This window comes from Spongiivirga citrea (assembly GCF_010671565.1).
Lineage (GTDB): Bacteria > Bacteroidota > Bacteroidia > Flavobacteriales > Flavobacteriaceae > Spongiivirga > Spongiivirga citrea.
Map to the genome: position 1 here is coordinate 182,774 of NZ_JAABOQ010000002.1, position 26,374 is coordinate 209,147.

28 protein-coding genes are annotated in these 26,374 nt (G+C 35.9%); 18 read left to right on the plus strand and 10 right to left on the minus strand.

Annotated elements, in window-relative coordinates; all coding sequences use genetic code 11:
• The first annotated feature begins 2 nt into the window (after positions 1–2).
• The 12 genes from fabG to GWK10_RS04490 all read left to right on the plus strand — a co-directional run bounded on the left by fabG (position 3) and on the right by GWK10_RS04490 (position 11,123).
• The gene (gene fabG / locus GWK10_RS04435) at positions 3–740 is read left to right on the plus strand and encodes a 3-oxoacyl-ACP reductase FabG (RefSeq protein WP_164029717.1); all 738 of its coding nucleotides are present in this window, start codon (positions 3–5) and stop codon (positions 738–740) included.
• 98 nt (positions 741–838) lie between these two features.
• Positions 839–1,303, plus strand: a complete 465-nt coding sequence (locus tag GWK10_RS04440; protein ID WP_164029718.1) for a MaoC family dehydratase — start codon at positions 839–841, stop codon at positions 1,301–1,303.
• A 74-nt stretch (positions 1,304–1,377) separates the two neighbouring features.
• Complete coding sequence (locus GWK10_RS04445; RefSeq protein WP_164029719.1) at positions 1,378–1,629, plus strand: type II toxin-antitoxin system ParD family antitoxin; 252 nt, start codon at positions 1,378–1,380, stop codon at positions 1,627–1,629.
• Positions 1,616–1,918: a type II toxin-antitoxin system RelE/ParE family toxin gene (locus GWK10_RS04450; protein ID WP_164029720.1), complete on the plus strand. Its 303-nt coding sequence runs from the start codon at positions 1,616–1,618 to the stop codon at positions 1,916–1,918. The genes GWK10_RS04445 and GWK10_RS04450 overlap by 14 nt, the downstream gene beginning before the upstream one ends.
• 30 nt (positions 1,919–1,948) lie before the next feature.
• Complete coding sequence (locus GWK10_RS04455) at positions 1,949–3,022, plus strand: DUF2855 family protein (protein ID WP_164029721.1); 1,074 nt, start codon at positions 1,949–1,951, stop codon at positions 3,020–3,022.
• A 6-nt stretch (positions 3,023–3,028) separates the two neighbouring features.
• Positions 3,029–3,925, plus strand: coding sequence for a haloalkane dehalogenase (locus GWK10_RS04460; protein WP_164029722.1), 897 nt, complete (start codon positions 3,029–3,031; stop codon positions 3,923–3,925).
• A 29-nt stretch (positions 3,926–3,954) separates the two neighbouring features.
• Positions 3,955–4,923, plus strand: coding sequence for an NAD(P)H-dependent flavin oxidoreductase (locus GWK10_RS04465; protein WP_164029723.1), 969 nt, complete (start codon positions 3,955–3,957; stop codon positions 4,921–4,923).
• A gap of 1 nt (position 4,924) precedes the next feature.
• Positions 4,925–5,365: a heavy metal-binding domain-containing protein gene (locus GWK10_RS04470; RefSeq protein WP_164029724.1), complete on the plus strand. Its 441-nt coding sequence runs from the start codon at positions 4,925–4,927 to the stop codon at positions 5,363–5,365.
• Between the two features lie 33 nt (positions 5,366–5,398).
• Complete coding sequence (locus GWK10_RS04475; protein ID WP_164029725.1) at positions 5,399–6,004, plus strand: hypothetical protein; 606 nt, start codon at positions 5,399–5,401, stop codon at positions 6,002–6,004.
• 177 nt (positions 6,005–6,181) lie between these two features.
• Entirely contained in the window at positions 6,182–7,699 is a 1,518-nt protein-coding gene (locus GWK10_RS04480; protein ID WP_164029726.1) for a DEAD/DEAH box helicase, read from the plus strand.
• Positions 7,700–7,717: 18 nt separating this feature from the next.
• Complete coding sequence (locus tag GWK10_RS04485; protein WP_164029727.1) at positions 7,718–8,557, plus strand: 1,4-dihydroxy-2-naphthoyl-CoA synthase; 840 nt, start codon at positions 7,718–7,720, stop codon at positions 8,555–8,557.
• A 100-nt stretch (positions 8,558–8,657) separates the two neighbouring features.
• Positions 8,658–11,123, plus strand: a complete 2,466-nt coding sequence (locus tag GWK10_RS04490) for a zinc-dependent metalloprotease (protein ID WP_164029728.1) — start codon at positions 8,658–8,660, stop codon at positions 11,121–11,123.
• A gap of 153 nt (positions 11,124–11,276) precedes the next feature.
• Here GWK10_RS04490 and GWK10_RS04495 read toward each other — a convergent pair whose 3' ends face one another.
• The 3 genes from GWK10_RS04495 to GWK10_RS04505 are packed head-to-tail and all read right to left on the minus strand — an operon-like array spanning position 11,277 to position 15,232.
• A complete protein-coding gene (locus tag GWK10_RS04495; RefSeq protein ID WP_164029729.1) occupies positions 11,277–13,778 on the minus strand; it encodes a TonB-dependent receptor plug domain-containing protein in 2,502 nt (833 codons plus the stop codon).
• Positions 13,765–14,673, minus strand: coding sequence for a FecR family protein (locus tag GWK10_RS04500; RefSeq protein WP_164029730.1), 909 nt, complete (start codon positions 14,671–14,673; stop codon positions 13,765–13,767). The genes GWK10_RS04495 and GWK10_RS04500 overlap by 14 nt, the downstream gene beginning before the upstream one ends.
• A 40-nt stretch (positions 14,674–14,713) precedes the next feature.
• Positions 14,714–15,232, minus strand: coding sequence for an RNA polymerase sigma factor (locus GWK10_RS04505; RefSeq protein WP_164029731.1), 519 nt, complete (start codon positions 15,230–15,232; stop codon positions 14,714–14,716).
• A gap of 114 nt (positions 15,233–15,346) precedes the next feature.
• Here GWK10_RS04505 and GWK10_RS04510 point away from each other — a divergent pair, with 114 nt between their 5' ends.
• From GWK10_RS04510 to GWK10_RS04525, 4 genes are all read left to right on the plus strand, one after another.
• A complete protein-coding gene (locus tag GWK10_RS04510; protein WP_164029732.1) occupies positions 15,347–17,122 on the plus strand; it encodes a hypothetical protein in 1,776 nt (591 codons plus the stop codon).
• 675 nt (positions 17,123–17,797) lie between these two features.
• The gene (locus GWK10_RS04515; RefSeq protein WP_239540699.1) at positions 17,798–18,415 is read left to right on the plus strand and encodes a peptidoglycan recognition protein family protein; all 618 of its coding nucleotides are present in this window, start codon (positions 17,798–17,800) and stop codon (positions 18,413–18,415) included.
• Positions 18,416–18,829 (plus strand): hypothetical protein, encoded by a 414-nt coding sequence (locus GWK10_RS04520; protein ID WP_164029734.1) that lies wholly within the window; start codon positions 18,416–18,418, stop codon positions 18,827–18,829. It abuts the gene before it with no gap.
• Positions 18,830–19,163: 334 nt separating this feature from the next.
• Positions 19,164–19,679, plus strand: coding sequence for a DinB family protein (locus GWK10_RS04525; RefSeq protein ID WP_164029735.1), 516 nt, complete (start codon positions 19,164–19,166; stop codon positions 19,677–19,679).
• Positions 19,680–19,750: 71 nt separating this feature from the next.
• Here GWK10_RS04525 and GWK10_RS04530 read toward each other — a convergent pair whose 3' ends face one another.
• Both GWK10_RS04530 and aroB read right to left on the minus strand, forming a co-directional pair.
• Positions 19,751–20,041, minus strand: coding sequence for a hypothetical protein (locus GWK10_RS04530; protein WP_164029736.1), 291 nt, complete (start codon positions 20,039–20,041; stop codon positions 19,751–19,753).
• Between the two features lie 77 nt (positions 20,042–20,118).
• Positions 20,119–21,186: a 3-dehydroquinate synthase gene (aroB, locus tag GWK10_RS04535; RefSeq protein WP_164029737.1), complete on the minus strand. Its 1,068-nt coding sequence runs from the start codon at positions 21,184–21,186 to the stop codon at positions 20,119–20,121.
• 90 nt (positions 21,187–21,276) lie between these two features.
• On the opposite strand from aroB, the gene GWK10_RS04540 reads away from it, so the two are divergent.
• On the plus strand, positions 21,277–22,452 hold the full coding sequence (locus tag GWK10_RS04540) for a proline dehydrogenase family protein (protein WP_164029738.1): 1,176 nt from the start codon (positions 21,277–21,279) through the stop codon (positions 22,450–22,452).
• Here GWK10_RS04540 and GWK10_RS04545 read toward each other — a convergent pair.
• The 5 genes from GWK10_RS04545 to GWK10_RS04565 form a co-directional block, all read right to left on the minus strand.
• Positions 22,449–23,003, minus strand: a complete 555-nt coding sequence (locus GWK10_RS04545) for a GNAT family N-acetyltransferase (RefSeq protein WP_164029739.1) — start codon at positions 23,001–23,003, stop codon at positions 22,449–22,451. The two genes, GWK10_RS04540 and GWK10_RS04545, sit on opposite strands and share 4 nt — an antisense overlap.
• Positions 23,000–23,638 (minus strand): alpha/beta hydrolase, encoded by a 639-nt coding sequence (locus GWK10_RS04550; RefSeq protein WP_164029740.1) that lies wholly within the window; start codon positions 23,636–23,638, stop codon positions 23,000–23,002. Before GWK10_RS04550 ends, GWK10_RS04545 begins: the two co-directional genes overlap by 4 nt.
• Positions 23,639–23,697: 59 nt before the next feature.
• Positions 23,698–24,333 (minus strand): transglutaminase-like domain-containing protein, encoded by a 636-nt coding sequence (locus GWK10_RS04555; protein ID WP_164029741.1) that lies wholly within the window; start codon positions 24,331–24,333, stop codon positions 23,698–23,700.
• Positions 24,334–24,343: 10 nt separating this feature from the next.
• A complete protein-coding gene (locus tag GWK10_RS04560) occupies positions 24,344–25,195 on the minus strand; it encodes an alpha/beta hydrolase family protein (RefSeq protein ID WP_164029742.1) in 852 nt (283 codons plus the stop codon).
• Between the two features lie 103 nt (positions 25,196–25,298).
• Positions 25,299–25,862 (minus strand): TetR/AcrR family transcriptional regulator, encoded by a 564-nt coding sequence (locus tag GWK10_RS04565; RefSeq protein ID WP_164029743.1) that lies wholly within the window; start codon positions 25,860–25,862, stop codon positions 25,299–25,301.
• Positions 25,863–26,011: 149 nt separating this feature from the next.
• On the opposite strand from GWK10_RS04565, the gene GWK10_RS04570 reads away from it, so the two are divergent.
• Positions 26,012–26,374 carry a PaaI family thioesterase gene (locus GWK10_RS04570; RefSeq protein WP_164030541.1) on the plus strand — a complete coding sequence of 121 codons (363 nt, stop codon included), beginning with the start codon at positions 26,012–26,014 and terminating at the stop codon, positions 26,372–26,374.

The window sequence follows — 26,374 nt, forward strand, 5'->3', positions numbered from 1 at the left end:
TAATGAGACTTAAAGATAAAGTAGCCATCGTAACTGGTGGAGCTAGGGGAATAGGCAAGGCCGTTTCAGAATTGTTTGCACAAGAAGGAGCAACAGTAATTATTTGGGATTTATTAGATGCTGGTGTCGATACAACCAAAGGAATTAATGATAATGGCGGGAAAGCTGAGTTCCATAAAATATCAGTGACGGATAAAGAAACGGTACATAAAACAGTTGCCGACATTCATGCCAAGTATGGCAAAATTGATATTCTAATCAATAATGCCGGTATCACAAAGGATAAAACCTTAATGAAAATGAGTGAAGCCGAATGGGATGCAGTTATTGATGTTAATCTAAAAGGTGTTTTTATCTGCACACAAGCGGTGGCACCATATATGAAGGAAGCAAAGTACGGACGCATCGTAACAGCGGCCTCTAATGTTGGACTACGAGGAAATTTTGGGCAAACCAATTATTCAGCTACCAAAGCTGGTGTTATTGCGATGTCTAAGACGTGGACAATGGAATTGGGTAAATATGGTATTACGGCTAATGCCTTAGCTCCTGGATTCACACTAACAGAAATGACCGATCAAATTCCAGCTGAACATATGGAAACTATCAAAAAGCAGATCCCTTTACAATCAGCGGCACAACCAATAGATATCGCCTATGGCTACTTGTATTTAGCATCGGATGAAGCACGCTACGTATCTGGCATTTGTTTAACTATTGACGGAGGAATATCCCGTTAATGTAAACCAGCAAGGTGTTGTTTTGAAACCTACAAGGTCGGCAAGACCTTGCAGATTGAAAAACCCCCTTGTAGGTTTGAAGACTATTATGTAATAATATGGAAAAACTTATTTGTGCCAATTTTGAAGAATTTCGCTTACACAAAGGAAATAATTTACCAGATGGCGATTGGATAACAGTTACGCAGGAAATGATTAATGCCTTTGCTGATGCAACGCTCGATTTTCAATGGATTCACATTGACGTAGAAAAAGCTAAGCAACATTCACCCTTTAAAACACCAATAGCGCATGGTTTTATGTCGATTTCTTTGGTGTCTAAAATGCTTGGAGACGCTATAGAGATACAAAGCGCAAAAATGGGCGTAAATTACGGCTTGAATAAAGTGCGTTTTCCTCATCCGGTTCCTGTAAACAGTAAAGTACGACTAGTTGGAAGTATAGCAGATATTGAAGATTATGGTGATACTGGTCTCAAAATTACTTGGCAATGTACTGTTGAAATTCAGGGAGTTGATAAACCCGCTTGTGTTGCAGAGTTTATATCTTTAATGTTTGAATAACGGGTAAATACAATTTTTGTAAATCTAGATTTTATGATTAAATTGAACCATAATTAATAATATTGGTGAAAAAAATGGGAATTGTTAGAAAATCTATCACTTTTACAGAACAGCAGGATGCTTATGTCAAAAGTCTCATAGAACAAGGCTTTTATACAAATGATAGTGAATACGTTCGGGATATTATTCGAAAAGATCAAGAGCAAAGAAAACTCAGAATTGATTTAAATGAAGCTTTAATCGAGGGAATGGAGAGTGGACCATCTGACGCAACAATAGATAGTATTTGGAAAGAGGCAATAAACGAGCATAATGCCGGAAAGTAAATATATAATTAGTGTCAGAGCAAAAACTGATATTAAAGCTATTGCCAAATATACTATTCATCAATTTGGAGAAAGACAATCACTAAAATATGCCGTTGGTTTAAAAACAGCTTTAGAAAACCTTGCAATAAATCCAGATTTAGGTAAAAGGTACGTTGCTGTAAAGAATAAGATGCTTTTTAGATATCGTTACAAATCTCATGTGATATTCTATTATACTATTGAAGAAGGAATATTTATCGTTAGGGTTCTCGGAGGAATGATGAATTTCTCCAAGCATTTAAAATAAAACTATTAGTATATCATTCATTCAAACCAAATGATGCCCAACCAAACTTTTTTAGTAAATAAAACTGACCTTTTTGAAGGCAACGTATTTCATTTAGAAAAGCCTGTATTAGAAGATAAAGAAGTATTGTTTGAAATAGAGCGATTTTCTTTCACTAGTAATAATATTACCTATGCCGTTGTTGGTGAAACGATTGGTTACTGGAATTTTTTTCAAGCGGATGAGCCAAACGGGATTATCCCATGTTGGGGCTATGCAAAAGTTATTAAGTCCAATAATGAAGCTATAAAAGTTGGCGAGGAGTATTATGGTTATTGGCCAATGAGTTGCTATTTAAAGGTAAATCCCGAGAATATAAAACCATTTGGGTTTGTAGATGGAACTACACATAGAAAACCACTGCCACCCATTTACAATTTTTATGCAAAGAAACCCGAATCGTTTTCTGATGTGCAAAAAGGATATTATTCTATCATAAAGCCATTATTTACAACGGCTTTTTTGAATTATGGTTTTTTAGAAGAAGAAAACTTCTTTGACGCAGATCAAATTCTTTTAACCAGCGCCTCATCAAAAACTGCATTAGGCATTGCTTATATGTTATTTTTAAATAAAGAGAAGCATGGTAAAAAGATTATCGGATTAACATCTGCTAAAAACAAGCAGTTTCTTCAAGAAACAGGATTTTACGATCAAGTAATTTCATATGATGATATACCAGATATCCCTGATTTAAAAACCACAATGGTCGATTTAGGAGGGAATATTGAGTTGCTTTTAAGAATCAGTGATCAGTTAAAGACTAGTTTAAAATTCACTTCTTTAATAGGTCTTGCAGATTGGAAATCGGCTGGGGACATGAAAAAAGTTCCTAATTCAAAGTTCTTCTTTGCTCCAGATTATGCTACCAAACTGTTTACTAAAATTGGACCGGATAAGGCCAATCAACTAATCAATGATGCACAAGAAAAGTTTACTGAACTAGCACAAAATTGGATGCATTTGGAGTTTGTCAATTTTGAGGCTGGAATAAAAAAATTGTATCTCGATATCCTTCAAGGGAAGGTAGACCCAAGTAAAGGGTATGTGGTATTGGTAAACTAATAAGCTATGAAGATTATAAACACACCTGATTCATATTTCGAGAATTTAAAAGATTATCCTTTTTCAGCCAATTATCATGAAGTGCAGGAGGGTATAAAGATGCATTATGTTGATGAAGGTGACGGACCGATCATTTTATTGCTACATGGTGAACCAAGTTGGTCATACTTGTATCGAAAAATGATTCCTATTCTAGCCGGAAATGGATTTAGATGTATAGCACCGGATCTTGTGGGTTTTGGTAAATCCAGCAAAATTGTTGGTAAAGAAAATTACACATTCAAAAGTCACTTAGGTTGGCTTACAGCACTATTAGCGCATCTTAGTTTAAGGGATGTACATTTATTTTGTCAAGATTGGGGTGGACTTTTAGGATTGCGAAGTGCAGCCAACAATCCTGATATGTTTAGCTCGATCACTGTATCAAATACTTTTTTACCACATAGTGGAATAAAGGCAAGTCCAGCCTTTATTCGTTGGCGTGATTTTTCGCAGAATTCTCGATTTTTTGATTGTGCAGGTATACTTCAAATGGGTACGGTCAGTACTTTGAATGGGGATGTTCTTAAGGCTTATAATGCTCCTTTTCCTGATGACAGCTTCAAAGATGGCGCAAAGATATTTCCTGCTCTGGTGCCTTTTGATGATGAAGATGCTCATAACGAAATTCCCAATTGCGATGCCGCCTGGAAGGTTCTGTCTGCTTGGGATAAACCATTTTTAACATTGTTTGGTGATTCTGATGACATCATGAAGAATGGAGATTTATTTTTTCAATCTAAAGTGCCTGGTGCGAAAGGACAATCGCATAAACTAATAGAAAATGCTGGTCATTTTATTCAGGAAGATGAAGGTGAAGAACTGGCAGCCTTATTATCAGATTTTATTAAGAGTAATAATTAAATTAAATTGCGTTCACATAAAAAAACAAGATGAGTAAAGCACCTTTTATAGATTCCTTAGCATTACCAGCAATGGCAGCACCCATGTTCTTAATTTCAGGACCACAATTGGTTATCGAATGTTGTAAAAATGGAATTGTAGGAACATTTCCAGCATTAAATCAACGTACTACTGAAGGTTTCGAAGAATGGGTAATCGAAATTAAAACAGCTTTAGAGCAGTTTGAGAAGGAGACTGGAAAGAAGGCAGCACCTTTTGGTGTGAATCTCATTGTTCACGACACGAATCCGCGTCTAATGGCCGATTTACAAATCTGTATTAAACATAAAGTACCTCTTATTATTACCTCACTTGGTGCGGTTTCTCAATTAGTAGATGCAGTTCATAGTTATGGTGGATTAGTATTTCATGATGTAATTAAAAAACGCCATGCAGAAAAAGCTGCTGGAGCAGGAGTAGATGGTCTTATCCTTGTAGCTGCAGGAGCAGGAGGGCATGCAGGAACTATCAATCCAATGTCATTGGTTGCAGAGGTGAGGAAGTTCTTCGACAAAACAATTTTACTATCTGGTTGTATTAGTACTGGTCGCGATATCGCATCAGCAATGCAAATGGGAGCGGATCTAGCTTATATGGGAACTCGTTTTATCAACACAAAAGAAAGTAAAGCACCAGAAGATTATCGTAAGATGATTATTGATGCTGGTGCAAGTGATATTGTTTATACAGCTGCCATTTCTGGTGTAGCTGCAAACTTTTTAGGCCCTAGCTTAAATGCAATGGGAATAACCGAAGAGCAATTAAGAGCCACTAAAAAGGTTGATTTTGGAAAAGAACTTGATAGCGAGGCGAAAGCATGGAAAACGCTATGGTCAGCAGGTCAAGGGGTAACATCTATTACCGATTCTCTTCCTACGGAGGAATTAATAAGTCGTCTAAAAAGTGAATTTAAAGATTCGATTGAAGAACAGACTAAATTGCTTGAAAAATATGCTTAAAATGAAACTAGTAATCCCATTTTTTATAGCTGCACTTGTCTTTACATCCTGCGATAATAAGGCTTCAAAAACGGTAAAGCTTGCCGAAACCGACATTTCAACTGAGGAGACACTTGAAAGCTCATCTACCCTGGCACATTACATTTGTTCAAAAGGTTGTGGCTCTAAAGGTGGCGATGCTCCTGGAAGTTGTAAAGTGTGTGGATCAGAATTAACACACAATCAAGCATTTCATAATAAAGATGCCGATAATACCGCTCCGAAGATAGAAAGTCCATCATCAGTACCTTTGCCATCAATAAGTAACGAATCTCCTAAAAATGCAAAAGGTATTTTTCATTATACCTGTCCAAACGGGCATGATAAGGGGGGAGCAGGAGCGGCTGGCGCATGTTCTGTTTGCGGTGTTGCTTTAACACATAATCAGGCATTCCATAACTAAAACTAGTTTTTATCGAGATTGAAAAACTAATTAATGCTGAAGAAACTACTTAAACTATTATTGATCTTAGTAGCCATATTACTAATAGGTGGTGGATATTTGTTTTTTAGATTACATAACGACATTGCTAATGTTCTTCAAGCAGAAAATGATTGGCGCAGCGAAGTTTTAGAGTTTCCTTTGATTTTTGCGAGTGATATAGAATATGAAGGGGAGGAGCACATTCGGTTTGCGCCTGGCTGGGGTGAAAAAGATAACCAAGAATATTTCTCATATGTTTTTCTATGGATGATAGAGGAAAATCCTAATTTGAATTCGTCTAAACTGGAAAGTATCGTTAATGAATATTTTGATGGTTTAATGGGGGCTGGAGCAATTACAAATTTTAGTTTTTTTAAAGAAATTCCTGAAACCAAGACCTCTTTAGAGCAAATAACAGAAAATACATTCACAGGTTCCATTCAAGTGTATGATGAGTTTTTTAAAAAGGAATTAATCATCTTAAATACTGATATCAAAACAGAATACTGTCTTACAGAGAATAAATATCTCGTATGGTTCTATTTGTCTCCTCAAGAAGAAAGTCATCAGATTTGGAACAAACTCAAAGAAGTAAACCTAAACATAAATTGTCATTAGATTAAATGTTTTTATAATATTTTGTGTAACTGGTTTAAACGCTTCTATTTCCATTTTGAAAAATATTTTATCTGCTTATTCCAATTTCTTGTTAATAATATTTATCATAATCATCAGTTAACTTTTAGCTATAACCTTTAATTGTGCGTAAATTTGTGCGATTTTAAAAAAGCCGCATTGAGTTCAACATCACGCTTATTAGCAGAAAAAACATCTACAAAAGTACTTTACGACTATCAGGAGAGGGATATCAATGCAATTTTTGAGCGTCTTGATACCAAGCCAAGTGACTACAATTTGCTTTATCAACTTCCTACTGGGGGAGGAAAAACAGTTATTTTCTCAGAGATGGTGCGTAGATACATTAAACTCAAAGAGAAAAAAGTAGTTGTCTTAACGCATCGTATTGAATTGTGCAAGCAAACCTCGGCTATGCTTGAGGAGTTTGGTGTGACCAATAAGATTGTCAACAGTGCTGTGAAAGAGCTGGATGATCAAGATCAATACATGTGCTTTGTTGCCATGGTAGAGACCTTGAATAATCGCCTTAATGACGGATTGCTCGATTTGCATGATATTGGAATGGTGATTATTGATGAGGCGCATTACAATTCATTTAGAAAGTTATTCAAGTTTTTCCAGCCCTGCTTCATTTTAGGTGTTACGGCAACGCCTTTAAGTTCGAACATTAAACTTCCTATGAAGGATATGTATCGTGAGCTTATTGTTGGCGATACTATTACGTCCTTAATAGACAAAGGATTTCTTGCCAAGGCAAACACCTATAGTTATGACGTAGGTTTGGGTACGTTGAAAATCGGAATGAACGGAGATTATACCGTAAAATCTTCTGAAGATCTTTATACAAATATGACCATGCAGGAAAAACTGCTGAAGGCATATGAAGAGCGCTCAAAAGGAAAAAAGACACTTATCTTTAACAATGGTATTATCACGAGTAAATATGTATACGAGCTTTTTAAACATTACGGTTACGAAATTCGTCATCTTGACAATACCTGCAGCCGACAGGAACGAGAGGATATCTTAAAATGGTTTCGAGAAAAGCCAGATGCCATTTTAACTTCAGTTAGTATTTTGACGACGGGTTTTGATGAACCAACTGTTGAGAGTATTATTCTAAATCGAGCAACTAAGTCAATTACCCTATACTTCCAAATGATTGGTCGGGGATCCCGAATTTTAAAAGATAAATCTGAATTTACGGTACTTGATCTGGGTAATAATGCGGCTCGATTCGGATTATGGAGTGCACCTGTTGATTGGCAACATATTTTTAGAGCACCGGATTTCTACTATGAGAATTTGATTAGTGATGATGAGATCGAGCGCAATTTTAAATATGTCATGCCACCAGATGTCAGGGAAGAATTTGCCAAGAGTGAAGAAGTTTCGTTTGACATCGAGCTGGAATATGATCAGGTACTATCTGAAGGATTAAAGGCTAAGGAAGTACTTGATAGAAGCATCGAACAGCATGCCAAAATATGTGTAGAGAATAGTGAAGATGTATTTGATGCTCGGATTTTAGCCCGACTTCTAAACGATGATATCGCATATCGTGTACGTTGTTTTTCTTATTTAATTACATCTAATACAAAAAATTATAAGGACTGGTTACAAGAAGATTACAAGCGCAAATTGCGATTAAAATTGAATCAGTCGTTCGATTAACTTTATAAACCACTAGCTATGACCAAAGCGAATTGGATTACGGCCAAAGAATATACTGACATCACCTATAAAAAGAGCAACGGAGTGGCCCGTATCGCTTTTAACCGACCCGATGTTCGTAATGCATTCCGTCCTAAAACTACTTCTGAACTGATTGACGCGTTTTATGATGCGCAAGAAGATACTTCAATTGGAGTTGTTCTATTATCTTCCGAAGGACCTTCTTCGAAAGATGGTGTTTATAGTTTTTGTAGTGGAGGTGATCAAAAAGCACGTGGACATCAAGGATATGTTGGTGAAGATGGATATCATCGTTTAAACATTCTTGAAGTGCAGCGAATGATCCGTTTTATGCCAAAAGCTGTTATTTGTGTAGTGCCAGGATGGGCTGTTGGCGGTGGTCACAGTTTGCATGTTGTTTGTGATATGACTTTAGCATCTAAAGAACACGCCATATTCAAACAAACAGATGCCGATGTTACAAGTTTTGATGGTGGATATGGTTCTGCGTATTTAGCAAAAATGGTGGGACAGAAAAAAGCAAGAGAGATTTTCTTTTTAGGAAGAAATTATTCGGCACAAGAGGCTTTTGAAATGGGAATGGTCAATGCTGTTGTACCTCATGATGAGTTGGAAGATACAGCTTATGAGTGGGCTCAAGAGGTATTGGCTAAATCACCAACTTCTATTAAGATGCTTAAGTTCGCGATGAATCTTACTGATGATGGTATGGTCGGCCAACAGGTTTTTGCTGGCGAGGCAACTCGTCTTGCATATATGACAGATGAAGCTAAAGAAGGTCGAGATGCTTTCCTTGAAAAACGTAAGCCGGACTTCGAGAAGAAGTGGCTTCCGTAGTCTAACCTCAAAATACTCCTTAAATAAAAGTTAATATCCATTGGAAGGCATTGGTAAACCTATCTAAAATTCTATTTTTAGTTTATAAACCAATCCACTAATGAAAAAACTATCCGTTTTGTTATTTGCGGCTCTTCTATGCGCAAATACCTCTATTGACGCTCAGCGCAAAAAGAAAAAAAATAAGAATAAAACAGAGCAACCAGCCCCCCCGCCTAAAAAGAAAAATGGGATAAAACCCTACAGTCAGGTTATTACTAAAGATGCTAAGACTGATGAGGGTTTATTCAAAGTTCATAAGATAGATCAGACTTACTTTTTCGAAATTAAAAATGATCTTTTAGAAAAAGATATGTTGTTGGTTAGTAGAATTGCTAAAGTACCTGCAGGACTTGGCGGAGGCTACGTAAATGCAGGATCTAAAACCAATGAGCAAGTGGTGCATTGGGTTCGTTTTCAAAATAAAATACTACTAAAGCTAAAGTCCTACAATTCAGTAGCGGCCGATTCATTGGCTATTAATGTTTCTGTACAAGCGAATAATTACGAGCCTACCTTATTTGCATTTGACATCAAAGCTTTGAGTAAAGATTCGTCTGCAGTCGTTGTTGATGTAACTAAGTTTTACGGAACAGATGTGAAGGCTATTAGTGGTATGCCTTCGGCTTGGAGAACCCAATACAAAGTGCGAAATCTAGATAAGGACAGAAGTTTTATCAACCGAATGAGTAGTTATCCTGAGAATATTGAGGTCGTTCAGGATTTTACATATAATGCAAATACACCTCCAAGCAATAGAAGTACAGGTTCTATAAGTTTACAGATGAATCAGTCGATGATTCTTTTACCAGAGGAACCAATGCAACCAAGATTATTCGACCCTAGAGTGGGTTGGTTTACAACCAGTCAGTATGACTATGGTTCAGAGGAATTAAAAGCCGATAGAAAAACATACCTTCGTCGTTGGAGGTTGGAACCTAAGGATAAAGATGCCTATATGCGTGGTGAATTGGTAGAGCCCATTAAACCAATAGTTTATTATCTAGATCCAGGAACTCCTGAAAATCTGCGCAAATATATTAAGCAGGGAATTGAAGATTGGCAACAAACATTTGAAACTGCTGGTTTTAAAAATGCCATTTTGGCCAAAGATCCCCCAACTAAAGAGGAAGACCCTGAGTTTAGTCCAGAAGATATTCGGTATTCTGTAGTTCGTTATGTGGCGAGTACCACACGAAATGCCGTTGGACCTAGTGTTTCCGATCCGCGTTCTGGAGAAATTATTGAAAGTGATATCATTTGGTATCACAATCACCTTAGAAGTTACCGAAATAGATATTTATTAGAGACAGCGGCAGCAAATCCAAGCGCTAGAACACTAAACACACCAGATGAGGAAATAGGAGAGATGATGCGTATGGTTATTGCTCACGAAGTAGGCCACGCGCTAGGATTTCCGCATAATATGGCGGCTAGTTATGCTTATGATGTAGAGTCGTATCGCGATGGGGCATTCACCCAGAAAAATGGGATTGCAGCCAGTATTATGGACTACGCACGTTACAATTATATCGCTCAACCTGGAGACGAAAACATCCGTTTTATACGACAAATAGGGCCTTATGATCATTATGCAACCAATTGGGGATACCGATATTTAGATGCCAACTCGCCTGATGCAGAGAAAAATACTTTGACCAAATGGATTGAGGAAAAAGGAGCAGATCCTCAGTTTAAATTCGGAAGACAGTCAAGTAGGTTTGACCCCCAATCGCAAACGGAGTGTATAGGAAATGACCCTATGAAGGCAAGTGAATATGGATTGAAAAACTTGAAATATGTTGCAACCAATTTACCGAAATGGACAAGTGATGTAACCAATAATTATGATGATCTTGGGGAATTATACGGAGAAATGTTGGGTGTCTGGAGCCGTTATGTGGGACATGTGGTTACCAATGTTGGTGGAGTAAAAGAAGATTTGAAGGCACCAAACCAAGCAGGCACAGTCTATAAGCATGTAGATAAAAACACACAAAAATTATCGATGTTATGGTTGCAAGCAAATGCATTTGAAACGCCGAAGTGGTTGGTAGATAAAGACATTTTGCAAAATATCGACCACGCAGGATATTTCGAAAGACTTCGTCGATTGCAATCACGACACCTAAATGGATTATTAAGTTTTGATAGAATAGGTCGTTTGATCGATGCAGAAACGGTAAATACGGAGTATTATTCGGCGTTGAATATGTTGCGAGATTTACGAAACGGGTTGTTTAAAGAAGTCCGTTCTGGCAGAAAAGTTGATATTTTTAGAAGAAACCTACAACGAAGCTATATAGACAGGATGGAATACCTGATGACGGAAGATATGCGTCCTAGTTTCAGAAGTCGGATGGTTTATAATGTAAATACAAGCGATGTCCGAGCGCTTGTTAGAGGTGAATTAAAATCCTTAAGAACTCGATTACGAAATGCACGAGGAGGTGCTCAAGATACTGTTACGCGGTACCACTATGATGACATGGTTGCGAGAATTGATCAACTTTTGGATCCGAAGTAACTTAAAAACTACCAAATGTCAGTTCGAGTGTTTTCGATGACTGATAAGGAAATTGAAAATGTATCGAGAACTTTGGTCTAGCCTAAAGGTTCTCGATACATTTTTTACTTTTCACTACCGTTCAAATCAAAAAACACTCGAACTGACATTGTTCTAAAACTCTACGCGAACAGTAAAATTTGGTGTTCTGTTTAACGCTTGCTCTTGAATTTCATTAATCCGTCCGTTTGTAGCACGATAGTACTGATCGACGATGTTTTCACTATTAATAATGTTCCAGAGTGAGGCACCAGTATGTATTCTTACCTGGTCATTAACTTCAAAATCATAGGTAGCCGAAAGATCGAAGCGCAAGTAATCATCAATTAAAGCAGTATTTGCACCATGATAATCTAACTCGTTATTTTCATTTATATTTTGACTTGCTAATAGGGTAGTAGGTCGGCCCGAATGCCAATTCATACCAGCTGATATTTTAAAGTTCTTGTACTCATACGCACCTGCTAGATTTATAGTATGGCGAATGTCAAAATTACTTGGAAAAGCCTCAGCTTGGAGTGTCTCAAATGTATAATCGTTTTTGGCAATGCTATAACTTAACCAAGTGCTTAAGCGCTCTTGCTGCATATTAATTAAAAAATCAGCCCCAGTAATTTCGTAGGAGCCGATTGCATCTTGAAATTGGTATTGGTTTAAAAAGCTCTGACTCTTGGCATTAATGCCTGTTACTTTTTTATAGTAACCTTCTGCACTTAACAACCAATCTTTTGGTTTGTAATCTATCCCAAATGAAAGTTGTTGGCTTTTTATAATTGGAATAGTATTTTCATTTGATAGTACCCAACGACGATTTTCGATTCCTAAAAAGTCATTTTGAAAATTGACAATTTGGGTGGTGGTCTGATGCTTTAATTCTCCTAAAAGATTAATGGAAATATTATCAGTGATGTTTTGATTTAGGCGTATTCTAGGTTCGACTATTGCTTCATCAAACTTTTGAATATAACTCACTCTAAGTCCACCACCAAAGTAGGTGCCTTCTGTTGGATAATAGTCAATATCAGAAAAAGCAGCGTGTGTTACAATAACTTCCTTAATAGCCCTTCTGAAAATAGGATTATTAACATCTGTTACGTTCTCAATACCAGTTTCAACAAATTGATATCCTGGATTTATTTTTAGTTGATCGCTTAATTTAATGGTATTGTTAAATCGAACCCCTGTTTCTAATACATTATTCTCCTGTAGTAATAATTGATCATTCAGAATATCAACATTAGAGGATTCCAATCGGTAATTAGTACCATATAACTGAATGTCAGAACTAAATTGATCATTCCATTTGCGTTGATATAAAATTCCACCACCTAAGCTGTTTTGCAATGCGCTACTTTCTCTTGAATCGATAACACTATCAGTTAATACGGATTCTAAGAAAACAAGATTATTAGAGACACTTATAAAATTTAGTCGAAGCAGATCTTTATCAGATAGTTGATAATTCCACCGAAGGTTGACATCAACAAATGAAAAGGCCTCTTGAAGGTCTACGGGTTGGTCCTCAGAGATTACTTCTGTGTCTTGAAAAGCTTTATCAAAGAATTGATTATATGTGTTGGTCTCAAAAATATCATTGATCGATCGTCGTGCACTTATTTGAAAAGAACTACGTTGTCCAAGGGGAACATCAGCATAAACATCAGCGCTAATAAGGTTTAAGCCAACTTCTGCTTTTAAATTGTCATTAATTATGTTTGCTGAATTCAAAATAATTGTACCAGAGACACCATCGGTTAAATAACTAGGAGTTCCATTTTTGATCAAAGATACTTTGGCGGCAATCTTGGGATTTAAAGCAGATATCAAGCCGAAAAAGTGTCCAGATTGATACATTTTGATACCGTCCCATAAAATCAAGTTCTGATCATTAGTGCCTCCACGAATATTAATAGTCGAAACGCGTTCATCGATACTTTGTATACCAGGAAGTGCTTGAACAGTTTGCAAAACATCTTGTTCTATAAGACCAGGTAGTATTCCGAAATTATTATAATCAATTTCAAATAAACCGTTTTTGCGTTTATTTATTCCCGAGGTTAGGTAATTACTCACCACTACTTCGCTCAATGACTCCACTTGAGGAATAAGAACAATTGTTTTACATGGTTTCGTCAACAGGTCTTTTCCTAAAAACGTGAGTGTTTTATAACCAATATACCGAATGGTAACACGCTCTATATCTGGATTTACTTCTATTTCGAAATTGCCATTGGTATTTGATACGACAGCTTGATTTTTTGCTTGGACTGTGGCGCCTTCAATAAGCTCATTGGTGTATTTATCTTTTAAAACACCGCAGAATACAACCGTGTTCAATCTTGTTACGGCTATAAGATTTTCATTAAGAATTTTAAAAGATAGCGGGAATTGAGACTCTAAGTTGGTGATGGATTGCCTAAGGTTTAATCCGTCCGGAAGAGGATATACACTAAGATCTTTTATATCATTATCAGCGTAGGTAAACTTTACTTGAAATGTATTTTCTAAACCGAATAGCACGCTGACTAATGATTGTTTTTTTTGTGTTTCCTGAGCGGTAGAACACAAAAAGAACAATAATAAAACAATGGAGAATAATGGTTTACTTCTTATCACTAGAAGTAATACGAACCGTATTATTAGTTATTGTATAAGTAAGGTTAAAAGGCAATGTAATCGCCTTTAATGCAATGTCCCTACTATCATGAGCAAATTGACCAGTAAATAATTGCTTGGTATCAACCTCATTAACCTCTATTGTCAGGCCATACTGTCTTTCAAACTCGTCAAATACCTCTTGAAGCGGAATACTCTTAAAACTACTCACATTATTTGACCAATCAGGCTTGATTTTTCTGGTGATATCGCTCATCTTCTCACCATTAACAAACCTCACTGTATTGCCAGCTGCTAGTTTCAGTATTTCTTTATTATTGTTGACACTTACTAATCCTTCAAAACAAGTAACCTCTAAAACTTCGCCTCTTGATTTTATGTTAAACTGTGTTCCTAATACAGAAATGATACCGTTATCTGTTTCAACATCAAACTTATTTCCTTTAGCTACCTTAAAAAAAGCTTCACCATGCAATACTAATAGACGTTGTTGATCCCATTTTTTCGTGTCAAAGGATAGGGAGGAAGCAGCATTTAATACGACTTCTGAGTCGTCTGGTAATGTGACGTTTGTTTTTTCAGCAAACTCCGTAGAGATCTTTGTATCCCATTGTGAAGATGTAGCCGTGTAGAATCCAACAGCGAAAACAATTACAGCTGCTGCGGCATACCCTAAATAACGAATAATAGATGATTTCTTTTTAGGTCGATCAGTCATTAGCTGCTTTACCCTACTCAGTTCATCATCTACAATATATAATGGCGCTTTAAACGATTTGGCGGCGTTCGAAACCTTTACGATCTCGTCATAATCCTCAAGTTGTTTAAACGCTTCGAGCTCTTTTTCAGTAAGCTCGTCTCGCAACCATTTTTTTATTAATTCTTCTCTGTTCATAATAGTCTCTATTAATACAACAACTCAATTTGCCTTTTTCCTACCGCAATTCTTTAATTTCTTCTTTTAAGGTATTTAATGCACTATAAATACGCTTTTCAACGGCCTTTGCCGAAATACCTAGTAATTCTGCAATTTCTTTATGGCGTTTTCCTTCAACTCTATTTAATAAAAAAGCCTCTCGCTGTCCATCAGGTAGTTTTGCAAGTGCCATTTGATACTTTTTAAGGTATTCTGACTCCTCCATTAAAAACTCTGGGCTTTCATTCGTATAATCTTTTGGTTTTTCTAATTGATATTCTAAAACAATCTTTTCATGTTTAATACTGTTTAGCATTAATCGTTTGGCAACGGTAAAAACAAAACCACGAGCATTGTCCGGCGTCACCTTAGCGCAGTTATCCCATAATTTAATGAATGCCTCTTGTACTTTATCGCTTGGATTTAAGTTTTCACCATACTTATAGTATAGGAATTTATACAAATCCTCGGAGTTCTTTTTAAAGACGGATGCGAACACACTTTCTTCGCAAACTGTCGTATGTAATTTTTTGGGCATAAATACAGCTAATCAGGATAAAAATAAAAAAAAGTACGTTTCATGGTAGGAATTTTGAAAGTTGAGTTGTTTTCGTAGTAAAGGGTATAACATTATTAACCAAATTTTAAGCATATGAAATCCCAAATTAAGCAACTAGCACTTTTATTTTTAAGCATGTTATTCATGTTTACTTCATGTCAAAACGAAAGTGTAGAAGAAACAGATCCTACCAATGGCGAATTAGTAACTCAAAATTCTGAAGTAGCCAATTTAGTACTTAATATGGCTACTCGTGATGGTTCTGGTGATAATATTTTAGACAGAAATCATTGCACAGGAATTAAACTGCCAGTAACGGTTGTTATTAAAGGTATTGAAATCACTATCGATTCTGAAGAAGATCTAGAAACCATCGAACGCATTTTTGATGAATTTGAAGATGATTTAGATGAACTAGACTTTTTATTTCCTATTACTGTGATTTTAGCTGATTACTCTGAGCTGGTTATCGAGAATGAAGATCAATTAGAGAGATTGTTAGATGAGTGTGAAGAAGATGACGATGATATTGAATGTATTGATTTTGAATATCCAATTACTATTTCAGTATTTGATGATAACAATGAACAAATAGGCACTGAGACTTTTCAAAATGATAATCAGTTGTATCGTTTTTTCAAAAACTTAAAGGAAAATGAGTTTGTAAGCTTCAATTTCCCAATGGTTTTAGTTGATTCTGAAGGAGAAGAAGTGACCATTACTAATAATGAAGAACTAGTAGAAGCGATTCGCGTAGCACGTAACGAGTGTGATGAAGATGATGACGATGATTATAATGATGACGATTTTAGTATTGAAAGATTTGATAACTATTTAGTTGAATGTTTTTGGGTTGTGTTTGATGTAACAATCAATGGTGAAGATCGTACAGCAGATTACGTTGAATATAAGCTAGACTTTAGTGAAGACGGTAGTGTTGTTGCAACCCGTGTTATAACAAATGAAGCTTCTGTTGAAGGTACATGGACTTCAGAATTAACTGATCGCGGTGTGTTACTATCAATTGATATGGGAGATAACGAAATCCTGACAAATCAGTGGTTAGTTTACGAAATTGAAGAAGGGAAGATTAAGTTATATGATGAAGATAGTCGTATTAGAATGACTAGAAGATGTGTTGATGATGGTGAAGGAGAATTTAGTGAAGAAGAATTAGACGCTATAATTAAAGAATGTAACTGGGAAGTAGCTGCCTTTAATTTAAATGGGAATGATGTTACTGCTCAATATATGGGTTACAGCTTTACCTTTGGAGAAGATCAGGCAGTTACTGCGACAACTCCAGGTTCTACAGATGCCGTAACTGGTTCTTGGTCAACGCAAGGAGGTACTAATAGAGATGTGTTCTTCTTGTGGGATATGGCTGAGCCATTACAAGAATTAATGAACGATTGGAAACTATATGAATTAGATGAAGAGCGTGTGAAGTTTATAGCTGGAGATTCTTATGTTATTCTCGAAAGAAATTGTGAAGGTGATAACAATGACGGTGATCTAGATGCTATTAGAGGTTTTATGGTGCAAGGTGAATGGATGGTTGCTGATTACGATGATAGTTCTTTACCAGGAACAGATGAGTCAAACTATACTATCTACACTTTTAAGTTTACTGAGGATGGTAAAATGATTGCCACTAATCCTAATATGGTTGAAACAGAAGGGGCATATAGGGTGTATAGAGATGAAGCAGGAAAATTAAAGTTTGAAGTCCTAGATTTCGCTCAACCAGATTTATTAGAATTACTTGATGGTGATTTTTACATCGTAAAAGCTGAAGAAAACAGATTAGAAATTGAAGTAGAGTATTCAGAAAGCACTAAGAAAGTGGTTTATGAAAAAATACAATAAGAAACCAATTAACCTGCTAATGTTAACTTAGGTTTTAGTTTGAGTGTAAAAGCTACCTTTTTGATCGGAGGTAGCTTTTACTTTTTTGGTAGTTAGGAAGGAATAACTGAATAATAGCAAAAACAAAGCCCCGACATATATGTCAGGGCTTTGTTGTACCATAGTAAGTTAAGTTGTTACTGATAAGAGTTTGGGACTCTAATTTTTAACACTTATAATTTAAGTATGAATGTTTGGGGCATTCGCATATAAAACAACGCCAAAGTAAAAAACCCTACCATGATTTTAAATTTTAACATTTTTTTTTGAAATAGGCTGTAACAAATTTGATTTAGTGTAGTCTTATATATGTGATTGTCCACTAAACGTTCTTTAAAAATTATGGTAGATCTAATATAAAAGAGCTTGTATCCTGCTCGTTCGGGATAGGTGCTTTTTGCAAACTCCATATTCAGACGTTATTCTTGGCTAGGCTGAGAACTTCGTTGTTTATGTTTTAGATCAATATTTTTTTAATAAAGAAATAATCATCAATCAAACAAGCACAAAATCTAAAGAGCTTCTTTCCTGATATTCGGGATGGGAGCTTTTTTATTTTTGGTACTTTTATAATTGATGAATGAGTTTAAACACATAAAACTGCTGTTCACGGTTATTTTTCTACTATTAATAACAATGTCTTGTGTTTCGACTCGCATAGTCGATAAACCAATTGTTTTTGATAACCTTAGAGACTCCTTAACGATTAACTATTTAAAAGATCGATATCTTTTAAAACAAGATGCACCAACGATCACTCCAAAAATGATCGTTATTCATCACACTGCCATACCAACTTTTGAAAAATCCTATGCCGCTTTTAAAGAGCCTTTATTGCCTAGTTCTAGATCAGAAATTGTCGGAGCAGGTGCTTTAAATGTCTCTTCACAATTTATGGTCGATAGAGATGGAATTATTTATCGCCTAATGCCCGAAACTAAAATGGCGCGCCATGTAATAGGATTAAATCATTGTGCTATTGGTATCGAAAATGTTGGCGGAACAGATGATACGCCATTAACTGATGCTCAACTCAAAGCAAATATTCGTTTGGTCCGATACTTAGCCGCAAAATATGAAATTGAATATGTGATAGGACATTATCAATACACCTTGTTTGAAAACACATCACTGTGGTTAGAGGTTGATGATAATTATCGTACTCCTAAAACGGATCCTGACGCTGAGTTTTTGAATAGTATTTTAATACAAACACAGGACCTAAACTTTAAACCAATTCCAAAAGCTAATTGAATGGAACAACATTTTAGTTTGAGTGATTTAGAATTTGAGCGGTATTTTGAGAATTGCCTAATGAAACCGGCAGAATTTACACACAGTGCTCATTTAAGGTTAGCCTATATCCATATTACTAAGTATGGTATAGATAAAGCGCTAAAAAATATAGAAACACAATTACAGGTCTTTGTTGATTTTGCTGGCGCAAAAGAGAAATATCATAAAACCTTAACTAATGCTGCGGTACAAGCGGTCTATCATCATATGAAAAAAGCTCAATCAACTACCTATATCGACTTTTTAGAAGAATTCCCTGCTTTACAATATAATTTCAAAGAACTAATAAATAGTCATTATAGTTTTGATATTTTCAATTCAGCTGAGGCTAGAACAAAGTTCATTCTACCCGATTTGCAGCCTTTTTGTTGAAGTGGAAGCGAATAGTAGAAAAAAAAAGTTCAACATCAAATCTAAATTTGCATGTTGAACTTTGTTATCGTTAAAAGTTGTTTATCTAACTATTTCTTCCGGGGCTTGAATGTTATGTTTCTTTTTAGAGGCATTCGAAGAACGCTTACTTTATGTTTCATTCCATTCAAAAAAGATCAAGCTTTCAAAAAACTTTTGTTGCAATTAGTGATTGCTTACATATATAGAACAAACAGCATGCCAAAAACCCTACCTATTGATTGTAGTTTTATGAGAAAAACTTAGTTTTTTTGACTTAATTTTGAGGTATTAATAGATAATAATCCACTTTATAATGAATATAGCAGCAGTACAGCAAGGCGAATATAATCCGTATTATCAACCTTATTTCGACAAAATGACCAATATTGAGTTGGTTACAGGTCTAGAGAGCGATCATAGAGAAGTGCTAGAGTTTATGGATAAGCTGCCAGCTGATAAGCTTGAATACCGATACGAAGTGGGAAAATGGACAATTAAAGAAATACTGGTTCACTTATTGGATACCGAGCGAGTTTTTGCGTATCGAGCTTTGCGATTTGCCAGAAAAGATTCGACATCATTGGCTGGATTTGAGCAGGATGATTATATACAACCCTCAAAAGCAAATGAACGTAGTTTAGACTCTTTGCGATCCGAATTTGACGCCGTGCGCAAAGGGAATATTGAATTATTTAAAAATATGGATGAAGAAATGCTATCTCAAATGGGCACTGCAAGCGGTAGTCCCATGTCGAGTAGAGCAGCTGCATTCATGATTGTTGGACACAGTAGGCATCATCGTCAGATTATTGAAGAGCGGTATTTGTAAAGAAGTCAGGATTCCTATGCTGAGAGTCAAAAACCCCAATACTAACTCCATAAAACTAAAATCTCCAATCCTTATTCTTCCGGAGCTTCTTCTGGCAATGGTATGACAGCATCTGGATTATTCATGTCCTTATCATCATAATCGTCGGCATCAAAATTTGCCATATGCTTGGCTAGGGTAGTACTTACTTTGACAAGGTAAATGGTGTCTTCAGTTCGCACTTCGACAGCCTCAATGGTTTCATTCTTGTGATTGTTGAATGAAATGACATGACCATCATCATAGCCATAAGGATATTTTTCAACTAGCATTGAAAGAATATCAGGTGTTAGCTTTTTATAATCTACTATCTTTCGTTGCATACATTTAGGGGTTAAATGTTTCAATAATAACGAACTAGTCTGAATTTAAAGTTAGCGAAAAAAGCGCTTCAAAAAAATTAATTTCGATAAAAAGCGAAGGCCTCAGTAATTTGATCATTGCTAACTGAAACATCGAGAATATGCTTTCCGATATCACTAAGTAATACAAAATTGATATTTCCGAATGAATTCTTCTTATCGTGAATTAAAAGTTGATTAATTTTATCTAAATCTTCATCAGAAAAATCTACTTTACTATAAAGAGAAAAGACCTCCTTTTTTATTTCTTTTAGTTTATCTAAAGAAAAATCAAATAGCTGGTGCGATAAGTGTCCAGCCAATATCATACCAATACCAATGGCCTCGCCATGCAACAAAATAGGTTTCTCAGGATGAGTTAAACAATAAGATTCAATCGCATGACCCAGTGTGTGACCAAAATTCAATGTTTTACGTAATCCGTTTTCACGAGCATCTTCTAAAACCACATCATTTTTAATGGTAACTGATCTAAGAATAATATCTTCAAGTGCTTCTAAAGACTTTTCTTTTATGTTTTTAACCATCTTCCAATCATCATTACTAGTGATTAGAGCGTGTTTCAAAATTTCGGCATAACCAGAAAACAGTTGATCTTTTGCTAGAGTATTTAGATAGTACGAATCCACGATCACCATTTCGCCTTCATTAAATACTCCAACTTGGTTTTTTAAATTCCCTAGATCAATTCCAGTTTTACCACCAACGGATGCGTCGACCATAGACAATAGTGTGGTAGGCACATTTACAAACTCAATTCCACGTTTAAAAGTAGATGCTATAAATCCTCCGATATCAGTTATTACGCCACCACCCAGGTTAATCATTAGACTTTTTCGATCCCCATTTAGTTCTGATAACGCATTCCAAACACCAGCACAGGTTTCGATAGTTTTATGAATTTCGCCTGATTCGATCTCAATAATTTCAATAGTAACTTTTGTTTCAATTTGACTAAGAAAATAAGGCAGACAGTGCTCGTGTGTATTTTCATCAACTAAAACAAAAATGATTGAAAATGGATTTTTAGAAAGAAATGTATTGAGTTTTTGGTAACCAATTTCACCAAAATAAATGTCGCTATTGTTCGATTTTAAGTGCTGCATATAGCTTGCTTTGTAAGGCCGAAAATTAAGCAGAAAATGGGAAATAGAATAGCGCCTATTCAATTATATTTGTAATATTTTTCACCTGTAATGATAGCATCAAACATTTTTGAAAACACGAAAAATGCTTTCGCATTAAAATCGGATAGCGAGCTAGAACGTGCCTATTTCTTATTTAAATTAATAGGAAACGAACCGCTGGTTAAGATAGGAACTGCAGTTACCAATTTTGCCTTAAAGGCCCATTTGCCAGTTGAAGGCTTGATTCGAGCAACAGTTTTTGACCATTTTTGTGGTGGTGTAAACGAGTCTGACTGTCTTCCAAAAATTGATAGAATGTATACCAAAGGCATTCAAACGATCTTAGACTACTCCGTTGAAGGAAAAGAAAATGAAGAAGATTTTGATGCAGCGATGAATAAGAAGATCTCTTTGATCGACTTTGCTAATAATAAGGAGGAAATCCCATTTGCTGTTATGAAGCCCACAGCGCTAGGTCGCTTTGAAATCTGGCAGAAAGTCACAGAGAAGGTTGATTTGACTGCAGAAGAACAGGCAGAATGGGAGCGTACCCAAAAACGAATAGATGCTATTTGTAAAGCAGCTCATAATGCTAATGTTGGCTTGTTAATTGATGCTGAGGAAAGCTGGATGCAGGATGCGAGTGATGATTTGGTTGAGGAAATGATGCGTCGCTATAACAAAAACAGCTGTATTATTTACAATACCCTACAATGCTATCGCTGGGATCGGCTGGACTATATGAAGCAGTTACATCAGAAAGGACAAGCCGAAGGTTTTATTGTAGGAATGAAAATTGTTCGTGGGGCCTATATGGAAAAGGAGAATGATCGAGCCGAGGAAAAAGGGTATGCTACACCAATTTGTAAAGATAAAGCAACGACAGATAAGAATTTTAATAGCTGCATGCGTTATATTTTAGATAACCTATCTGAAATTTCATTGTTTGTAGGTACACACAATGAGGAGAGTACATTGTTGTGTTTGCAATTAATGGAAGAACTGAATATTGAAAAGAACGTCCATAGTGTTTGGTTTGGTCAGTTATATGGCATGAGTGATCAAATTACCTATAACCTAGCGCAAGAAGGGTATAATACCATTAAATTAATTCCATTTGGTCCGGTTAAGGAAGTAATGCCTTACTTAATAAGACGAGCAGAGGAAAACACATCTGTTGCTGGGCAAACTAGTCGTGAATTAGAATTGCTGAAAAATGAACGTAAGCGAAGGAAGTTAGATTAGCTTCTGGCGCTCCATTCACTTTTCAAGATCCCATAACAACACGAACTGCGTTTAAATCCATTTTTTACATAGACACACTCTCTAAGAATACCTTCGAGTTGAGCTCCTAACTTTTGGACAGCTTTACGCGATCGAATATTTCGTTCGTCAATGCGGAATTCTACTTTTTCAAATTCAAGTTGATTAAACGCATGGTTTAACATCAGGTGCTTTACATGGGTATTTAATCCGGTGCCTTGAACTGCTGGTGCAATCCATGTCCAACCGATATGAAGTACTTTGTTGCCAGTATCAATAAGCCCAAAGCGTGTGCAACCAACAATTTCATTTGTTCGTTTGTCCTCTATCACAAAAGGAATAGATGTGCCGATTGCTCTTTGTTGAATAGCTGCATCCAAATAGCTCGTTAATTTCTCAGGTATTGAAATATCAGACGGTCCGTATTCATAAAGATCAAGCTGCTTGGCGATTGGCCAAAGTAACGCAAAATGAGGTTCACTTAAAGGAATAAGTTTAGCTACAGCGTCTTCTAAAATTTCAAACGCATTCATAGTACTGTTTGAAGTAGTTCTTTTTTCAGTTCATGTTTCCCATCAAAAATAGTGTAGCTAATGCGATCACCAAAAAGTAAATCACCCTTTTCCTTTTCAGTTTTAAGCCGACTTGCGGTTAACCATTCATCTTTATCACCAACAATACTATGAACTTTAGTATTATTCTCATTCAAAAACGCCATATCATCTTTCGTGATTTCATGTGGAATGCTACCAGCAAATATCACCAACTTATCGCATTTGATTTTGTTATGTACGATCCATCTGCAGGCAATAGAAACTCCCTGAGAATAACCTAATACAATTAGATTGACATCTTCAGGAATTTGTTCAGTCTCGAAAACTTGCTGAGTATATGTCAAAACATTTTTTAGTGCTGTAGCAGTATCTTCTTTTGTTAACCAACTCGCCCCAACATGTTTGTATTCGCCATTTAAATAATATTTCGATGGTGCCTGAAGTGCGATAATATAGTTTTCATCCGCATCCAAATCTTTGAAATATTTCATGAAATAGCGACTTAAATAGCCAATACCGTGAAATACAACCCAGACGTTTTTTGTTCTTGGCCCTAGTGCATTTAAGGTGGAATAGGAGTTACTGGTGGTATATGTTATTTGTTTTTCTTGCATTAAGGAGATATTAGTATTTAAATTAGAGTATAGAGATCTTATTTGGGACTCAAGTTATCTTATTGAATTAAAATTTTGTGGCTACTACCATCCCACAAATGACCATAATATTTTGAGAACTCTCCCAGCATCATTTCATAAGGGAGATCATTAAATTCGCCATATTCATGTTCGTACACCATAAACTTACTTCCATCTTTAGAAAATTGCTGAAAAACAGCATCGTTTTCCCCATCAAAATCTAATACACCTACATTTAGTTTCTTACACAGTTCTTTATTGAAGGCTGGTGTTAATTTAATCCATTTGTTATTAAGCCAAACAACTGTACAGCCATGAAAAACCATTAAATCACTTTTGGTAAGCTCAACAAATTTACCAACAGCAATATGATTTCTCACATTTCCGAAATGCAGTTTGGCGGGAATATTTTTAGCTCTTAAAACCGCAGCCAATAAGACAGCTTTTTCAATACAATATGCAGTTTTTTTGTTGAGTACGGCGCTTGCTTTCATTCCGCTTGGAGAAAGGTCAAGTTCGTAGGGATTGTAATAAAAGTCATCGCGAACAGCAGTGAATAGGCTCTTCACCTGTTCAACTGTATCTGTTATGCCATTAGTAACTCTCTGCGTATAATTTTGAATGTCATCATTATCGCTGTCAATATAAAATGTAGGTTGTATGTATTGTTCCATTCTTAATCAATTAATTCAAATTAAACCATGCACTAACAATTGGCCATAGTAATTGCTTATGCTTGCTTCTAAAGAAATCGTTATGCCCTAATTTTTTAATGCCAAGTTCTTTTACTTCCAAATGCTTTCTAGTGATATCTGCGTTGACAAATACCTGTTTAGCTAAGGCATCAACTGTTTTTTTAGGAGCAAAATTATCATCATCAATGCTAATCATTAACATTGGTTGTGTGATTTTGTCATAATGATTGCTTTGAAATTTTTCAGCCAATCCTAACACGGATTTTTTACTTAACAACAGCGTTCGCCAGTCGTATGCAACTTGCTTTGGTAATGCTTCGCCCAACCCTACATATTTAGAAGGGAAGTATCCAAATATAGGCGTCAGAAAACCAACTATAAGTCCGAATCCGATAAGTATGAGCAACTGCATATGGGACGGGAAATTTTTAAAATAGCCAAATTGAGAGCCGATAAATAAAAACTTATCATATGACTTATATGCTTCACTTAAACCAATACTGTTTCCGCCAAAGCTATGCCCAATTAGATATTGTTTATTATTAGTATGCTTGTTCTTAACATGTCTTGTTATGGCCATAAAATCATAGTTGGTCCACTCAAAATAACCAGCATTTGTTTCATTTAAAGCGGTTGTTTTAGATAAAGCAATACCCCTATAATCAAAAGTGTACGTATCACATCCTTGTTCTGCCAACCATATTGCTAGCTTATAAAAAAAGTGCTGCGGTAAACCAACACCTCCTGCAATTACAATAGTTTTACCAGAAGGGTTTTTCGGTTTAAAGTAGGTCGTGGTAATTTGCTGATCATCAGCAGTTGTAATAGAAACTTGCCGCATTATTTTTTAATTGGTTTTTAAAATCATATTTTTCGCAGATCGGAAGGCGAGCCCCGGTGTGTTGTATATACCAATAACACGTTTTACACCGGGAGCCTTCACTTTAAAGTTTGTTGATCAATTTTCTCATTCTTTTTATTGCATTGAACAAGTAACGCTGATCTTGGTATACCTTCATTAATAAAATCCCACCTTCAATATCTTGTACAATCTGTTCTGCTAATTCCTTTGCTTCATTTTTATCATAGTTTACTTCCAACAGGGCGATTAGACCATTGATAAAACAATCAAAGAACTTTGCCACTTCATCAAAATAAATGGGATTGTAGTAAGCCGCTTCGAGAGCAGTGTTGGCCATAACACAACCCTCATGCCGATTTGTAAATAGTTTTCCCAGAAGGTGTTCTATGCCCTTGAGTTTTTCTGAAATCGAAAATTGAGAATTGGATAAAACTTTATTTAAGTTATAAGAGAAATAACTATTTGTAGTAGCTAAGACTTCTTTTACGAGCGCATCTTTACTATCAAAGTAGTAGTAGAAATGGGATTTTTGTATTTCGCATTCCTTCGCAAGATCGGCCATACTGGTGTTGGCAATTCCTCTTTTTCGAATAAGGGGGATTACTTTATTTAGAACAGCCTCTTTGCTTGTTTTTACTTTTGGCATTTTATTGAACGTTCGTTAAAATAAATTCAAATATACTATTTTTGAAATATAGAATCAGCTTCAATGTGTTAATTTTGTAGCGTAAAAATCAAGATTTGGATAAACAGAAAATATTAGAAGCCGTTAATGCCGTATCGCCAGGTACTTTAATGGAAACCTTAGAAATTACTTATACTGATGTCGGCGATAATTTCATGACAGCAAGCATGCCCGTTACATCAAAAGTACATCAACCAGATGGGGTATTAAATGGTGGGGCGACAGTCGCTTTGGCCGAATCTTTAGGTGGTGCTGCATCGCATGTTTTTGTTGACACTTCCAAATATCTTGTAAGGGGAGTCGAGATTGCTGCAAATCATTTAAAGAGTGTTCGATCTGGCCATGTGCATGCTAAAGCCGTATTACTTCATAAAGGCAGAACCCTACAACTTTGGGACATAAAAGTAACCGATGATGAAGGGAATCTTATATCTGTTGTGAAGCTTACCAATATATTATTACCGAAGTCGTAG

Bases quoted from the DNA above. Each gene is read 5' to 3' on its own strand.
- fabG (WP_164029717.1), top strand. From the start codon at position 3: ATGAGACTTAAAGATAAAGTAGCCATCGTAACTGGTGGAGCTAGGGGA.
- GWK10_RS04440 (WP_164029718.1), top strand. From the start codon at position 839: ATGGAAAAACTTATTTGTGCCAATTTTGAAGAATTTCGCTTACACAAA.
- GWK10_RS04445 (WP_164029719.1), top strand. From the start codon at position 1,378: ATGGGAATTGTTAGAAAATCTATCACTTTTACAGAACAGCAGGATGCT.
- GWK10_RS04450 (WP_164029720.1), top strand. From the start codon at position 1,616: ATGCCGGAAAGTAAATATATAATTAGTGTCAGAGCAAAAACTGATATT.
- GWK10_RS04455 (WP_164029721.1), top strand. From the start codon at position 1,949: ATGATGCCCAACCAAACTTTTTTAGTAAATAAAACTGACCTTTTTGAA.
- GWK10_RS04460 (WP_164029722.1), top strand. From the start codon at position 3,029: ATGAAGATTATAAACACACCTGATTCATATTTCGAGAATTTAAAAGAT.
- GWK10_RS04465 (WP_164029723.1), top strand. From the start codon at position 3,955: ATGAGTAAAGCACCTTTTATAGATTCCTTAGCATTACCAGCAATGGCA.
- GWK10_RS04470 (WP_164029724.1), top strand. From the start codon at position 4,925: ATGAAACTAGTAATCCCATTTTTTATAGCTGCACTTGTCTTTACATCC.
- GWK10_RS04475 (WP_164029725.1), top strand. From the start codon at position 5,399: ATGCTGAAGAAACTACTTAAACTATTATTGATCTTAGTAGCCATATTA.
- GWK10_RS04485 (WP_164029727.1), top strand. From the start codon at position 7,718: ATGACCAAAGCGAATTGGATTACGGCCAAAGAATATACTGACATCACC.
- GWK10_RS04490 (WP_164029728.1), top strand. From the start codon at position 8,658: ATGAAAAAACTATCCGTTTTGTTATTTGCGGCTCTTCTATGCGCAAAT.
- GWK10_RS04500 (WP_164029730.1), bottom strand. From the start codon at position 14,673: ATGAACAGAGAAGAATTAATAAAAAAATGGTTGCGAGACGAGCTTACT.
- GWK10_RS04505 (WP_164029731.1), bottom strand. From the start codon at position 15,232: ATGCCCAAAAAATTACATACGACAGTTTGCGAAGAAAGTGTGTTCGCA.
- GWK10_RS04510 (WP_164029732.1), top strand. From the start codon at position 15,347: ATGAAATCCCAAATTAAGCAACTAGCACTTTTATTTTTAAGCATGTTA.
- GWK10_RS04515 (WP_239540699.1), top strand. From the start codon at position 17,798: ATGTCTTGTGTTTCGACTCGCATAGTCGATAAACCAATTGTTTTTGAT.
- GWK10_RS04520 (WP_164029734.1), top strand. From the start codon at position 18,416: ATGGAACAACATTTTAGTTTGAGTGATTTAGAATTTGAGCGGTATTTT.
- GWK10_RS04525 (WP_164029735.1), top strand. From the start codon at position 19,164: ATGAATATAGCAGCAGTACAGCAAGGCGAATATAATCCGTATTATCAA.
- GWK10_RS04530 (WP_164029736.1), bottom strand. From the start codon at position 20,041: ATGCAACGAAAGATAGTAGATTATAAAAAGCTAACACCTGATATTCTT.
- aroB (WP_164029737.1), bottom strand. From the start codon at position 21,186: ATGCAGCACTTAAAATCGAACAATAGCGACATTTATTTTGGTGAAATT.
- GWK10_RS04540 (WP_164029738.1), top strand. From the start codon at position 21,277: ATGATAGCATCAAACATTTTTGAAAACACGAAAAATGCTTTCGCATTA.
- GWK10_RS04545 (WP_164029739.1), bottom strand. From the start codon at position 23,003: ATGAATGCGTTTGAAATTTTAGAAGACGCTGTAGCTAAACTTATTCCT.
- GWK10_RS04550 (WP_164029740.1), bottom strand. From the start codon at position 23,638: ATGCAAGAAAAACAAATAACATATACCACCAGTAACTCCTATTCCACC.
- GWK10_RS04555 (WP_164029741.1), bottom strand. From the start codon at position 24,333: ATGGAACAATACATACAACCTACATTTTATATTGACAGCGATAATGAT.
- GWK10_RS04560 (WP_164029742.1), bottom strand. From the start codon at position 25,195: ATGCGGCAAGTTTCTATTACAACTGCTGATGATCAGCAAATTACCACG.
- GWK10_RS04565 (WP_164029743.1), bottom strand. From the start codon at position 25,862: ATGCCAAAAGTAAAAACAAGCAAAGAGGCTGTTCTAAATAAAGTAATC.
- GWK10_RS04570 (WP_164030541.1), top strand. From the start codon at position 26,012: ATGGAAACCTTAGAAATTACTTATACTGATGTCGGCGATAATTTCATG.